The sequence below is a fragment of the Paenibacillus lautus genome, assembly GCF_050482385.1.
GTDB classification, from domain to species: domain Bacteria; phylum Bacillota; class Bacilli; order Paenibacillales; family Paenibacillaceae; genus Paenibacillus_AQ; species Paenibacillus_AQ lautus_B.
Map to the genome: position 1 here is coordinate 380,927 of NZ_JBCNHV010000013.1, position 13,459 is coordinate 394,385.

Here is a 13,459-nt window from a genome sequence, read left to right on the forward strand (position 1 = left end):
CAGTAGCAATCAGGAGGTACAGCATGCTTAAAAGAATTAGCACTGGTGACAAGATCGTGCTTGTCTTGATCTATACATTTCTTACTTTATTGGCCTTCTCAGCACTTTATCCATTCTGGAATGCTGTGGCCGTATCCTTTAACCAGGGTGTAGACACCGCTAAAGGCGGGATTACCTTCTGGCCTCGGGAATTCACACTGGAGAATTACAAAATTATATTAGATGATGACCGATTGGCTAATGGATTCTTTATATCCATTGCCCGGACCGTAGTCGGAACCGCAACGTCAATATTTATGACCGCCCTTTTGGCATTCGGAATGACTCGTAACTATTTGATCGGTCGGAACTTTTATATGGTGTTCTTTGTTTTCACAATGTACTTTGCTGGGGGATTGATTCCGTCTTATCTCCTGATTCGGTCGCTTGGTATGATGAACTCTTTCTGGGTGTTTATTATTCCATCCCTAATCAGCGTATGGAACATGATTATATTCCGAACCTTCTTTAAAGGTCTCCCTGTTGGTTTGGAAGAGTCTGCTAGTATTGATGGCTGCAGCAACTGGGGAATGTTCTTCCGGATTATACTTCCGCTGTCCGGTCCGGTAATTGCAACGCTATCATTGTTCACAGCCGTAGGTCACTGGAATGACTGGTTCTTCCCTAGTATTTATATTACTAGTGATAATTTGCTGCCAATACAGACGATATTGCGGCAGACGCTGAATGCCAATATTGTAACGAATTCAAACTCAGTTCTTGATAGCGCTTCTGCTATGTTAATGGAACGATCCAAACAGATCACCTCCAAATCACTCACAATGGCTATGATGATTGTAGTGACACTGCCAATCGTTCTTGTATATCCTTTTGTGCAAAAGTACTTTGTTAAAGGTGTTCTTGTAGGCTCGCTGAAAGAGTAGTTCTAAGAACGGTTTAAGGCGAACAGCTTTGAACATATATATTTTTAGAATGAGAGGGGTTTAGTACATGAGAAAGACAAGAAAGTCTTTGCTGTTGATGGTATCTTTGATTTTCGTACTGGTCACAGCTCTGGCAGGATGCGGCGGCAAATCAGCTGAGCCAGCTCCAGCAGCACCGCCTGCAGCAAACGGCGATAGCGGCGAGAAAACGGACCCGCCAGCAGAGGGCAGTGATGAAGGCAAGTGGGTACTTGGCGAGAAGCCGCTTCAGTTTTCAGCTTATGCTCACTATGAAGGAACAGACTTCCCTAAGTGGGAAAGCGTTCCGCTTGGTAAGTATTTAAGTGAAGAGAAGCAAGTGAAAATCGATGTAATTGCGGCTAATGGAGCACATAAGCAAAAGCTGAGTGCAATGATTGCATCTGACGATCTGCCTGATTTAATCTGGACAGACCGTGACGAACCAATGGTTTTAAGCCTTCAAAAAGAAGGTAAGCTGGTTGCATTCGATCCTTGGTTAGATAAATATCCTAACCTGAAAACATGGATGGGCGATCTGGATCTGCTTCGTGCTGACGATGGAAAGATTTACAGATTCCCTAACTGGTACTCATCTAATCCTTATGGTACTGCAGGTTATGTTGTTAACAAGAAAATTTACGATGAGTTAGGTCAGCCACCACTTGAAACAACTGACGATTTGTATAACTACTTGAAGATGGTTAAAGACAAGTATGGTGATACAATTGTTCCATTCGAACCGCACCGGGCGCAGGATAGACAAGGACTTGGGGTATTATATACGGCATTTGGAGAGCAATTAAGCTATTCGAACTTAAAAGCAAACTTGCTTGCTGTTCCAAAGGATGGAAAACTGACTCCGTTACTTACAGATCCAACATTCCGTGAAGCTCAGAAATATATCGCTAAACTCTACAGAGAGAAACTTATTTCTCAAGATGCATTTAGCCAAACCGAGGATATGGTTAAAGAGAAAGTAATGACTGGCCGGGTGGCTGTATTTGCAGGTTCAAGCCCGACAGATATCGCAGCAAAAGCACAGATTGAATTAACGAAGGACGATCCAAATGGCGGTTATTTCATGATTTGGCCTATTCATAAGCCAGGATTGGATAAGAACAAGATTACTGCAGGTACTTACACGAGCTTTGGATGGAACGCTGCACATATTACTACAGCAGCCGAAGATCCAGAGGCAATCTTCGCATTCCTTGACTGGATGACAGGTCCAGAAGGTATGAACGTTCAATTCTTCGGTCCAGAAGGTAAGAACTGGAAGGGATTCGATGAGAATGGTCAACCAAATTTCACAGAAAATTATGATAGAGAAGAAGTAACAAAAATCTCAGCTGAGAATAGCCCGTGGCAGCTCGTAGGTAATACGAGTTACATTGACCCTGCTAAGTGGAAGTATATGTCGACCCTTCCTGCTGAAGAACAGCAGTGGGAAGTGCGTTACCAACAAACGGTTACTTGGCCGACACAATTAAACGTTACTGAATTTGTTGGTCTTGATGCTCCTCCAAACTCAGATGAAGATATTATTGCCAAATCTGTGGATGAATTGTTCCTCGAAATTTATGCTAACTCCGTTATGGCGAAGAGTGATGAAGAAGTAGATCAAATTCTTGATCAAGGAAACAAGAGTTTGATGGATCTGGGTTACCAGCAGCTTCTTGATTACCGTACAGCTAAGTGGCAGGCAAATCTTGAGAAACAGAATAAATAATCTTTAATCGAACAATCGTAATGAATCATCCCAATGAGTCCCTCGGACTCTGTGGGATGATTCTGTTTTAGTATCGATTACCCTTGTTTTGTATCCGTTAGTTCATTATGTATAGTATGATATGAAAATAAGGCAAATTTTTACAATTGGCTAGGGGGATTACCATGTACAAGGTGCTGCTCGTAGATGATGAGGAACTAGATTTGGAAGGTATGAAAAGGTTCATTCCCTGGGTTGATCTGGGCATGGAAGTAGTAGATGGCATTAATAATGCATTATCGGCATGTGAGATCATTAAGAATAAGGACATTGATATTCTAGTCAGCGACGTTAACATGCCCTATATGTCCGGTCTTGAGCTTGCACGTATTGCATTAGAACATAAACCGAATATACGAATTATATTTGTCAGTGGATATCAGGAATTTAGTTATGTTCAGGAAGCATTGTCTCTGAAAGCTTATAGTTATGTGCTGAAGCCAATGAACGACAAAGAACTGATCTCGTCATTGCTCAAGGTGAAACGGGATCTTGATGATGAGTTGAAGCATCGCGAAGTGGAGATGGCCTACCAGGAGATGATTCCCATTGTCAAAAGTGATTTTCTCATACGTTTGCTTGAACGGGAAGAATCAGAAGAATCAGAAGAGTCAGAAGAATCGTTGACAATGATGAGCTTTTCATATGAATTCGACCAGTTGAAGTGGCCAATCCGCATCGCTGTTATGGAACTCGATAACGTATCATGGCGCCAAGCGGGTAGTCTTTCTTCACAAAGGGAAATGGCGAGGATATTCTTGCAGCAAATTCAGGAGGCTATCGCGGAAACGGGCAAGCTGCTATATTGCAAGCTGTCAACTCAACGGGTAGCGATATTGCTTGAGGATTCCGATGTCATTCAAACGGTAGAAGCATTGATAGATAAGCTTCGGCAGCATTTGACAATCTCGATCACGATAGGGCTGGGCGAACCTGTCCATACCTTGAACCAACTCCAGATTTCATACCGGCAAGCGGTTGAAGCTGTGGAAGGCAAAATGTTCTTAGGCAAGGGAAGCGTGATTAAGTACGAAGACGTCAGTGCCGAGCCGGGAATGATCGACGCCAAGATTCTAGATGAGCGTATGACTGTTCTCCTTAATGCGATGGAGAAATATGAGCTTGTTCAGATTTGTGATGAGCTGGAGAAATTATTCGGTTCCATTGGAAGTCTGCGCTCACGATTTACCGTACATAATATGTCAAATTATATTATTTGGAAGCTCGAGCAATATTTAAGCAGTAGAAACGAAGATTTGTTTGAGCTGCTGGGCATGGAAATTCATCATCTGGATATTCTGATGCAATTGGAAACCGTTAGCGATATTCGCTCCTGGTTTATACAACATATATTCGAAATTTCTGAAAGATTGTACGAGAAATCCAATTCGAAGGATAGCAAATTTATCCGAAGTGTAATCCAAACCATGCGGGAACGTATGAGCGAGAATATAACGATAAAGGATATCGCACAACATTTTTCTTTTTCGCCTAGTCATATCGGATTTCTAATTAAAGAAAAGTCAGGAAATACGTTTAATGAGCTGCTTGTGCAGATGCGCATGGAAAAAGCGTGCGAATTGCTGAAGGAGCCCGGTATCAAAATATACGAGGTCGCCAATCAGGTAGGATACCGCTATCTTCCTTATTTCAGCCGCCAATTTAAAGAAAAATTCGCAATGACACCGATGGAATATCGAAAGAGAGAATTGGGATGAACAATCACTGGATTCCATCATCCAGAACAAATGGCAAGAAGTTGGGATATATACCTATCGGCTACAAGCTTATGTTGACCTTTACAATATTTATATTGCTGTTGGTTTTCGTGAACTTTTATATTTTACATTCTATGTATGATGAGACGATGCGCAAACAAACCCGGGTCAATATCCAGGGGACGCTCAAGCAGATTCGAGATAACGTAGCCTATAAAGTGGACGATATCGTTCAAACATCGGCGACATTGTACGATGATCCTACATTGATTCAGAGCGTCCGCAGGAATTTATCGGGCACGGATAATCATATCCGCATGAGCAATGTCATTCTTCCGAAGCTGGAGAGCGCTGCAAGGGCGATAGGTCTTAATTTAAGGCTATCTGTCTATTTTCATAATCAAACGGTGTACGAGAGATATAAAAATTGGGACAATGAGAAAAATCAAGATTTCAACGAACAAACGTATGATATTTACCATATGACTCGAATTTCCAGTGAGTTTTGGTATTTTACACTACCGGAAGAGAAATATAATTCAACGATGATATGGAGGCAGGTAGAAGAGGATGAACGGGATGGGCGGATCTCGATGATTCGACGTTTGGTGGATATGAATAATCCACTCGAGATTAAAGAAATGGGAATCATGCGCTTCAGTGTTCGCTTGTCGCAGCTGTTCGATAGTGTGGATTACACGAAGCTTGGCGAAGGAAGTATGTTATCGGTACTGGATCCCTACGGGAATGTGGTGTTTACTTCCGGCCCATTCGTTGAACATAACACAACCCGCATCAAGGCAGAGCAGTATGCTGCTTTGGCAGGAAACGATATGAAGAATTATTTGATCATCGAAGAAGATTTGCCGCAGAAGAATTGGAAGATTGTTGCCCAGGTTCCGCTGAACATTATTGAACAGGAATCGAAGAGGGTACGAACCGTTTTGATTGCGATTTGCATCATCTGCGTAGTGTTGTTTACATACACGGGGTATGTTATTTCCCAGTCTTTCTCTAAGCGAATCCTGAAGATTGTAGGGGTACTCAATGCATTTCGGGAAGGGGATCTGCATAAACGGATCACTTATCGGGGCAAAGGGGAGTTCCCTCAAATTGCGAATGCCTTGAATGCGATGGGTGAGGATATCGAAGCGTTAATAAAAGAAGTGTATTTAACCCAACTTCAAAAGAAGGAAGCCGAGCTTGAAATGCTACAATCGCAGATCAATCCTCATTTCTTATACAATACGCTATCATCCATTAACCAACTTGCGAAATTTGGCGAGACGGAGAAGCTTCAGAATATGGTTGTGCAGTTGGCCCAATTTTATCGACTCACATTAAATTCAGGAAGAATATTGATACCCATAGCATTAGAGATTGAGCAGGCCAATGCGTATTTGGATATTCAAAAGGTAAAATATGGTCAGCGTATGGAAGTCACTTTTGATATCGATACGAATATATGGCCTTACGAGACTATTAAACTGATTTTGCAGCCCTTCATTGAGAATGTACTGAAGCATGCTTGGAGTGGAGATCGAATTCATATTCGCGTTTCAGTTAAGAAAGAAGGAAATGATGTCCTGTACCGGATCATCGATGACGGCCTTGGCATGAAGCAGGAGCGAATCCAAGAGATATTTGATCCCAAGGATCTTAGTCACATGGGCTGCGGGATTCGAAACATTGACCAGCGAGTGAAGCTGCATTACGGGAGCGAATATGGCGTGTCCATCTTCAGCAAAGTTGGAATCGGCACTTCGGTTCAAATACGCATACCTGCAAGATCCAGAAATTCACCCCTCGATAAGAAGGCGTCGGGATAGACGGGAAGCTCCGAACCAAGGGGTTATTTGGGAATGGGGGATCCGCTAATTAGCGTCCTCTTCGCTGTTATGGTAAAGCGTCAATGAGTGTGCTTGCTAAAAATGGATCTCTCAAGCGATACTAGGATTTGGGCGATAAGAAATGACAAGCAATGTTCATTCTTATAGGATTATAGGGCATCAAAAAGATGGCGTTTGCCTCTTTCTTCAAGAAGAATTATAAAAGCCCACATGGGCTTTTTTTTTAACATATTAGAATTTATAAAGTTTTTTGGGGTCCCCGCAAAGTATTTGGAATAAGCATCGGAGCATAGGCTCCACTTTGTGGGGCTATTTTAGGTTACATGCGTAATTATACTGCTGCGAGGCTGCTGGGAGATTATAAACATGAAATGGTTGGAGCAGTACCCTAAGGAAGTAAAAGGTTTTCTTGTAGCAAGTCTCGTTGCCTCTGCAGGCGGGTCCTTAATGTGGCCGCTGACAACGATGTATGTATTCGATGAACTGGGACGCAGCATGAAGGATGCGGGCTTTGTCATTCTGATTCAGTCCATGGGGGGGATCGTCGGTCAGCTCCTTGGCGGCGCGCTGTATCACCGGGTCGGGGTGAAAAAGCTCATTGTGGGCTCGCTGCTGCTGAATGCCCTCGGGTTGTTCACCCTTCCGTTCATTAATGGACTATGGGGCTTGTTCATCGTGATGATGGGCTTCATCGGATTCTGTAACGCAGTGTCGATGCCGGCCATTCAGGCATTTATCGGCTTCCGGTTTGCCGATCGGCGGGGAGAATTGTTTAATGTCATTTATGTCGCGAATAATATCGGCGTAGCCTTGGGAACAGCTATGAGCGGTTTCTTGGCGGAGATATCCTATCATTTAAGCTTTGTTTTAAACGGAGTCACCTCCTTCGGATTTGCGATTTTCTTCCTGTCCTACCTGACGAAGCTGGGTGGAACGGACGTGTCGCAAGGGGCCCATCATCCGCAGCCTAAGAGTCCGCTGCCGGCAGGCCCCGGGGCTTGGGCATTGCTCGGGAACACCCGAATCTACCTCTTTATGGGATTGGGTTCCCTGTTCCTGTGGTTCGGGAATTCCATCTGGAATACAGGGGTGTCTCCATTTATCATCTCGGAGGGAATGTCAAAGACAGCTTACGGCTATTTGTGGACGCTGAACGGGATTCTGATTTTTGCCGCACAGCCGCTTACGAATGCCATCAAGCGTTGGGCGGCCCGAACGGAGAGCAGTCAGATGACGGCAAGCGCGTTGTTCTATCTGGCAGCTTATGTCGTTATCGTGACGGTGCACAGTTATCCGGGCATGATCTTCGCGATGGTGCTGGCTACATTGGGTGAAATGCTGATTTCGCCTGCAATCCCAGCTTTTATCTCGGAGCGAGCAGGACAAGCCGCTCCGTTCTATATCGGCGTGACAGGCGGCATGGGTGCCGCAGGCCGGGTGATTGGGCCTTACGCAATGGGAACGATGTATGACGGCGGCGGGCTGACGCCGGTGGCATGGTTGGCAGCAGGTGTTGCCGTGCTGTCATTCCTGTCATTTGCGGTACATGGCCGGCTTAGTAAGGGCATCCCACTGCATCATGACGGTCATGACAATAGTGCAGGTCACCTTAAAGCCTAACTCAGGTTCTAACAGTTGAAATAATTTCAAGATATAGGATTTAGCATCAGGCATCCTTCGAAGCCTGATGCTTTTTTTGTCTATGGTTCAAAGCTTACACTAATTGTCAAAGAAACGCCTTACAAAAAAAATAAAAAGGATATTGAAATCGCTCTCAGGGGGAGCTATAATGAATTTGTCGAAACGTTTCAAAAGGGAATGCGTTTTTTGAAGTTATCAAGCAAGCAATCTATCTATTATGTATACGTAAGAGCATGGTTATCCCAAGGATAACCATGAAAAGGTGCTCTGTAGGGGGAATGAAGAGACAGTAGGATTATAGAGATAACCTTTATCCGGCGTCTTTATTTTTTCGAATAAAATCGAAACGTTTCGAAGTAAGTGCTTTCAATTAGATTTTGTATTACGTTTCGCATGGTGGTAAACATTAAAAACGGGGTGAATGTAGAATGAGAAAAAAATCAATATTGTGGACGTTGGCAGCATTGCTGATGTTCTCCGTCGTATTAGCCGGATGCTCGGGCGGGTCTGAGAAAGCAGACGGAGGCAGCAAAGGCGGCGAGGGCAAGAAAGAGCTGAAAGTTTGGTTGATGGGTGACACAACAGACGAAACGCTGATTAAGGCATATGAAGAGAAGAACCCAGGCGTTAAAGTAAGCGTTCAATTAATTCCTTGGGGCAGCGCGCATGACAAGCTGCTAACAGCCGTTGCATCCAAAAGCGGCCCTGACGTTGTGCAAATGGGAACAACCTGGATTCCGGAATTTGCTCAGGCTGGGGCTTTGCTCGATCTGACGCCTTATCTGGAGCAGTATCCAAACTTGAAGCAAGAAAACTTTTTTGACGGTGCTGTGCAAACCATGAGTTATGATGACAAGGTTGTCAGCATCCCATGGTATGTGGAAACGCGCGTACTGTTCTACCGTACGGACATTCTGGCTGAAGTAGGCTATCCTGAAGGTCCTAAGACTTGGGATGAAATGAAGGATGCCGGTAAGAAACTGGCAGCTAGAGGGGACGGCAATTACGCAATCACCATTGATGCGAAGGATATGAACTATCTGTCCATGTTTGCTTGGCAGAATGGAAGCGATATGATCGATGCGAACCGGGCACCTCATTTTAACGAGCCGGAATTCATGGGAGCCATGGAATACCTGAAGAGCTTCTACGATACGGGTATGACGCCGCTTACCAGCGACTTGGATCTGTTTGCCGCATTTAAAGACGGGCAATTCCCGATGTTTATCAGCGGTCCTTGGATGATTCAAGGCGTTAAAGACAAGGCGCCTGAGATTGAAGGCAAATGGGCTACCACAACACTTCCAGCTAAAGAAAACAATGCATCGTTCCTCGGCGGAGCGAACATGTCGGTATTCAACACAACCGAAAATGCAGATGAAGCCGTTAAATTTATCTCCTTCATGAGTGAAAAAGAATCGCAGTTGACCAACTATGATGTGGCCAAAAACCTGCCTGCTGTTAAGAGTGCATGGGAAGACCAACGCTTTGAAGATCCGATTTTTGCTACCTTTGGAAAACAGCTCGAAAGCGCTAAACCTGTTCCGTTCATTAAGGAGTGGGATGCTGTCTCCCAAGAAGCCATTGCCGCTTTTGAGAAAATTACCCTTGGCGGAGCTGACATCAAGGCAGAAATGGATCTTTTGAATAAGAAAGCTACTGAAATTCTAAACAAAAAATAAGAGTGCGTCTTAACGCAGCCCGGCTTGTTTCTTCGAAGGATGAAACAAGCCTGACTGCTTCCAAAGAGCGTTATTCTTTTATTGAGAAACCCACACTTGCAGGAGGTGAATGACATTGCAGAACTTTATCAAGCGCTTTAACCAATATAAGTATCCTTATATGTTTATTGCGCCCGCACTGGTGCTGCTTCTGACGTTCTCAATCATTCCGATCATCATTGCGCTTGTCATCAGCTTCACGGATATTGACCTTGCTGGTCTCGCTAATTATTCAAACATTGAAGGCGTTGGCTTCGATAATTTTATGAATGTATTTAAAGATCCTGTCTTTCTGAAATCCATGTTTAACACCATGTTCTATGTTATTATCGGAGTTCCGCTTGTCGTAATGCTTGCCATGGGCGCTGCATTGCTGCTTAACTATGGCACGGGATTGTTGTTTAAAACATTCCGCGTCGTGTATTATATGCCTTCCATTACGAATATTGTGGCGGTCGCGGTTGTTTGGGGTTACTTGTATAACAGCCATTACGGCCTCTTTAACCATATATTGTCCTGGTTCGGAGTTCCGGCTCAGCAGTGGCTGACAGATCCGGCACTAGCCAAGCTATCCCTGATTCTGCTAGCCGTATGGAAATCCATCGGACTCAACATGATCATTTTCCTGGCTGCGCTGCAGGGCATTCCACGCTCCTATTATGAAGCGGCGGAAATTGATGGAGCGAGCAAATGGAAGAAACTTCTGTATATTACGGTACCGCTGCTTAGCTTTGCGACCTTCTTTGTCACCATTACGACATTGATCGGCTGGATTCAATTCTTCGAAGAGCCGCTGGTTATGACCAAGGGCGGCCCGCTCAATTCCACGATGTCGATGGCTCTCTTTATTTATAACAATGGCTTCCAGCTTAGCAATTTTGGTTATGCGGCTGCAGGATCGTTTGTGCTCTTCATCATCATTATCGCTGTAACGGTCGTACAATTTGCAGTCAAGAGAAAAGATGTCGAATATTAAGGTTCAGGTTCAAGCGATGTTCCTTATCGTAACTGAAGGAGGCTCAGGGTATGGCAGCTAAAAGAATTGAGAAAACAGTCATGACGGTGCTGCTCATTGCAGGGGGACTGCTGATGATGATTCCATTTATCTGGATGATCACGTCCTCATTCAAGCCGGAAAATGAATTTACGGCGGTTCCGCCGACGTTATTACCGAAAGAATTTACGGTTAAAAATTATGTGGATTTATTTACGAAGCTGGACTTTATCGTATATCTGAAAAATACGCTTATCATTGTGTTCTGGTCTTTTGTCGGTCTGTTCCTCAATGCGCTTGCAGGATATGCATTCGCTAAATACGAGTTCCCTGGCAATAAGAAGCTTTTCTATCTCGTGCTGGCAACGATGATGATTCCGGGACAGGTTACCATGATTCCGGTCTACCTGCTGATTAATGCCATGGGATTGACCAACACGATGGCGGGTATTGTGCTGCCTGGCTTGGTTGGAGCATTCGGTATTTTCCTCTTCCGTCAGTTTATGTCCACGATTCCGTCGGATCTGATTGAAGCATCAAGGCTGGATGGAGCGGGAGAGCTGCGGATTTTCTTCCAGTTGATCGTTCCGATCACGAAGCCCGTATTTGCTGTGCAGGGAATCTTGGCGTTCATTGGTGCCTGGAACAGCTTCTTGTGGCCTCTCATTATGGCAAATGATCAAAAGCTTTATACGCTTTCGGTGGGTCTGCAGCTTCTGAAGGGACAGCATGGATCTGATTTTGGCCTCCAGATGGCAGGCGCTGCATTTATGGTTGTTCCGATTATTATCGTATTTTCTTTCTTCCAAAAACATATTATTGAAGGATATACGATCTCTGGCATGAAATAAAATAGATAGAGTTTTTAAGTAGTAGAAGGGGCGTAAGGAAATGGCAACGATTAAGGATGTGGCAAAGCTCGCTGGAGTCGCCTTGTCAACGGCTTCATACGCGTTGAGCGGCGACAGCAGAGTGAGTTCCAAGACAAGATCAAAGGTGCTCGATGCAGCAAGGCAGTTGAATTATCGGAAGAACGGATTTGCCATGGATTTGAAGCGGAGCCGCACCAAGACCATCGCTCTTATTCTGACGGATCTATCCGGCCCTTATTATTCCGAGCTGATCCGAAGCGTACAGGAAGTCGCTTTAACTAATGGATATGATCTGATCGCCTGCAGTTCGATAGGGGGCAGAGATTCAACGGCGGTTAAATTTTTGAGAGAGAAAAGGGCGGATGGTGCCATCATACTTGCACCTAATATCCGGGATGAAGTTCTAATCGAGACCTCCGGTCCCCAATTCCCGATCGTTGTGATGGATCGTCCATTGAGCAGCGAGTATCTGGTGAATGTGCTGGTTGATGGAGAACAAGGAGGGTATACGGCTACCCGTTATCTGCTTGAGAACGGTCATCGGCATGTAGCATATATCAGCGGTTCATCGGATTCGTACGATAATCATTTGCGTTATCAGGGGTATTTACGGGCACTTGCCGAGGCGGGGCTGGAGGAACAGTCGAAATGGCGTCTCAGCGGCAACTTCGTGCGCGAGGGTGGTTACAATGCGACCAAGATGATGATCATGCAGGGGTCGCTCCCGTCGGCCATATTCTACGGCAACGACGAGATGGCCATCGGAGGTTTGAAGGCTTTTGAGGAGAGTGGCATATCGGTACCGGATGATGTATCCGTCATCGGATATGACGATATTCAATTAGCCGAATACGTGAATCCGCCGTTAACCACCATCAAGCAGCCCAAGAGCGAGGCGGGATCGCTTGCAGCCCATTTGCTGTTTCAGATATTGGGCGGTGAATCCGTGAAGCAATCTTATATGCTGACGACTGAGATGATGGAACGGGCTTCCGCAGGGAAGAGCAAAGTAGAGAATTAATAACCGGATTGGAGATGAGGAACTTGGCATGGATCACGTGTGATTTTTATTCCGAAACACTGAAACTGTCTACCGGCATCGAGGTTTTTATACCGCAAACCGCTTTGATGCCGTATGGTTCTTCTTCGAAACTGCCGGTGCTTTATTTGCTTCACGGCCGAGGAGCGGATCAGACCGAATGGATGCGCAGATCGTCCATCGAACGATACGCCGAGAATAAAGGCATCGCGCTTGTGATGCCGGGCGTCGGACGAAGCTATTATACGGACATGGCAAACGGCTTGCCTTACTTTACCTTCCTGAGCGAGGAGCTTCCACAGCTCGTTCCATCGTTTTTTCCGGTGTCCGGGCGGAGGGAAGATACCTTTGTCGCCGGAATTTCGATGGGGGGTTACGGAGCGTTCAAGCTGGCCATGAGTTATCCGGATCGTTATGCGGCAGGCGCAAGCCTGTCGGGTGGGCTGGATCTCGCCAGCCGCGCTGCAGGGCCGGGCTTTCAGGAGCAAGAAATTCGGACCCTCTTTGGCCGTGTCGATAGATTACGGGGGAGCCGGGACGATTTGTTGTTTTTGGCCACGGAATTCGCTGCATATACAGGCGATAAACCGATGTTGTATCAGTGTTGTGGGACCGAAGATTTTTTGTATAACGATAACCAAACCTTTAGACGATATGCGGACAGCCTGGGGCTTCACATCACTTATGAGGAAGAACCCGGTGGTCATGAATGGGGATATTGGGACCGTAAAATTCAGCGTGTGCTGGATTGGCTGCCTCTGCCCTGATTTTTTTTCGTCCGCATGTATAGAAACGTTTCGATTATATGCACGGATATGCGCTGATTCCCTTGTTTTTTAGAAAGTTAATTTTCAAGTAAAAATGCTTATAAAATATATGATTTTCGGGAAACATGGATCGCTTCGAGGAGAA

10 protein-coding genes are annotated in these 13,459 nt (G+C 45.2%); all 10 read left to right on the plus strand.

Going from position 1 to position 13,459, the window contains the following annotated elements:
* The first annotated feature begins 23 nt into the window (after nucleotides 1–23).
* The 10 genes from ABEW73_RS18275 to ABEW73_RS18320 all read left to right on the plus strand — a co-directional run bounded on the left by ABEW73_RS18275 (nucleotide 24) and on the right by ABEW73_RS18320 (nucleotide 13,314).
* Complete coding sequence (locus ABEW73_RS18275) at nucleotides 24–923, plus strand: carbohydrate ABC transporter permease (RefSeq protein ID WP_430166825.1); 900 nt, start codon at nucleotides 24–26, stop codon at nucleotides 921–923.
* A 67-nt stretch (nucleotides 924–990) separates the two neighbouring features.
* Nucleotides 991–2,673, plus strand: coding sequence for an ABC transporter substrate-binding protein (locus tag ABEW73_RS18280; protein WP_430166827.1), 1,683 nt, complete (start codon nucleotides 991–993; stop codon nucleotides 2,671–2,673).
* Nucleotides 2,674–2,837: 164 nt separating this feature from the next.
* Nucleotides 2,838–4,430: a response regulator gene (locus tag ABEW73_RS18285; RefSeq protein ID WP_430166828.1), complete on the plus strand. Its 1,593-nt coding sequence runs from the start codon at nucleotides 2,838–2,840 to the stop codon at nucleotides 4,428–4,430.
* The gene (locus tag ABEW73_RS18290; RefSeq protein ID WP_430166830.1) at nucleotides 4,427–6,259 is read left to right on the plus strand and encodes a cache domain-containing sensor histidine kinase; all 1,833 of its coding nucleotides are present in this window, start codon (nucleotides 4,427–4,429) and stop codon (nucleotides 6,257–6,259) included. Before ABEW73_RS18285 ends, ABEW73_RS18290 begins: the two co-directional genes overlap by 4 nt.
* A 387-nt stretch (nucleotides 6,260–6,646) precedes the next feature.
* On the plus strand, nucleotides 6,647–7,900 hold the full coding sequence (locus ABEW73_RS18295; protein ID WP_430166832.1) for an MFS transporter: 1,254 nt from the start codon (nucleotides 6,647–6,649) through the stop codon (nucleotides 7,898–7,900).
* A 449-nt stretch (nucleotides 7,901–8,349) separates the two neighbouring features.
* Complete coding sequence (locus tag ABEW73_RS18300; protein ID WP_430166833.1) at nucleotides 8,350–9,603, plus strand: sugar ABC transporter substrate-binding protein; 1,254 nt, start codon at nucleotides 8,350–8,352, stop codon at nucleotides 9,601–9,603.
* Between the two features lie 109 nt (nucleotides 9,604–9,712).
* Nucleotides 9,713–10,618: a carbohydrate ABC transporter permease gene (locus ABEW73_RS18305; RefSeq protein WP_076323943.1), complete on the plus strand. Its 906-nt coding sequence runs from the start codon at nucleotides 9,713–9,715 to the stop codon at nucleotides 10,616–10,618.
* A gap of 50 nt (nucleotides 10,619–10,668) precedes the next feature.
* Entirely contained in the window at nucleotides 10,669–11,487 is an 819-nt protein-coding gene (locus ABEW73_RS18310; RefSeq protein ID WP_076323944.1) for a carbohydrate ABC transporter permease, read from the plus strand.
* 40 nt (nucleotides 11,488–11,527) lie between these two features.
* A complete protein-coding gene (locus ABEW73_RS18315; RefSeq protein ID WP_430166834.1) occupies nucleotides 11,528–12,529 on the plus strand; it encodes a LacI family DNA-binding transcriptional regulator in 1,002 nt (333 codons plus the stop codon).
* 23 nt (nucleotides 12,530–12,552) lie between these two features.
* Nucleotides 12,553–13,314 carry an alpha/beta hydrolase gene (locus tag ABEW73_RS18320; RefSeq protein ID WP_430166836.1) on the plus strand — a complete coding sequence of 254 codons (762 nt, stop codon included), beginning with the start codon at nucleotides 12,553–12,555 and terminating at the stop codon, nucleotides 13,312–13,314.
* The last annotated feature ends 145 nt before the right edge of the window (nucleotides 13,315–13,459 follow it).

What these genes read in the sequence shown, in the direction of transcription:
- ABEW73_RS18275 (WP_430166825.1), top strand. Translation starts at nt 24, where the DNA reads ATGCTTAAAAGAATTAGCACTGGTGACAAGATCGTGCTTGTCTTGATC.
- ABEW73_RS18280 (WP_430166827.1), top strand. Translation starts at nt 991, where the DNA reads ATGAGAAAGACAAGAAAGTCTTTGCTGTTGATGGTATCTTTGATTTTC.
- ABEW73_RS18285 (WP_430166828.1), top strand. Translation starts at nt 2,838, where the DNA reads ATGTACAAGGTGCTGCTCGTAGATGATGAGGAACTAGATTTGGAAGGT.
- ABEW73_RS18290 (WP_430166830.1), top strand. Translation starts at nt 4,427, where the DNA reads ATGAACAATCACTGGATTCCATCATCCAGAACAAATGGCAAGAAGTTG.
- ABEW73_RS18295 (WP_430166832.1), top strand. Translation starts at nt 6,647, where the DNA reads ATGAAATGGTTGGAGCAGTACCCTAAGGAAGTAAAAGGTTTTCTTGTA.
- ABEW73_RS18300 (WP_430166833.1), top strand. Translation starts at nt 8,350, where the DNA reads ATGAGAAAAAAATCAATATTGTGGACGTTGGCAGCATTGCTGATGTTC.
- ABEW73_RS18305 (WP_076323943.1), top strand. Translation starts at nt 9,713, where the DNA reads ATGACATTGCAGAACTTTATCAAGCGCTTTAACCAATATAAGTATCCT.
- ABEW73_RS18310 (WP_076323944.1), top strand. Translation starts at nt 10,669, where the DNA reads ATGGCAGCTAAAAGAATTGAGAAAACAGTCATGACGGTGCTGCTCATT.
- ABEW73_RS18315 (WP_430166834.1), top strand. Translation starts at nt 11,528, where the DNA reads ATGGCAACGATTAAGGATGTGGCAAAGCTCGCTGGAGTCGCCTTGTCA.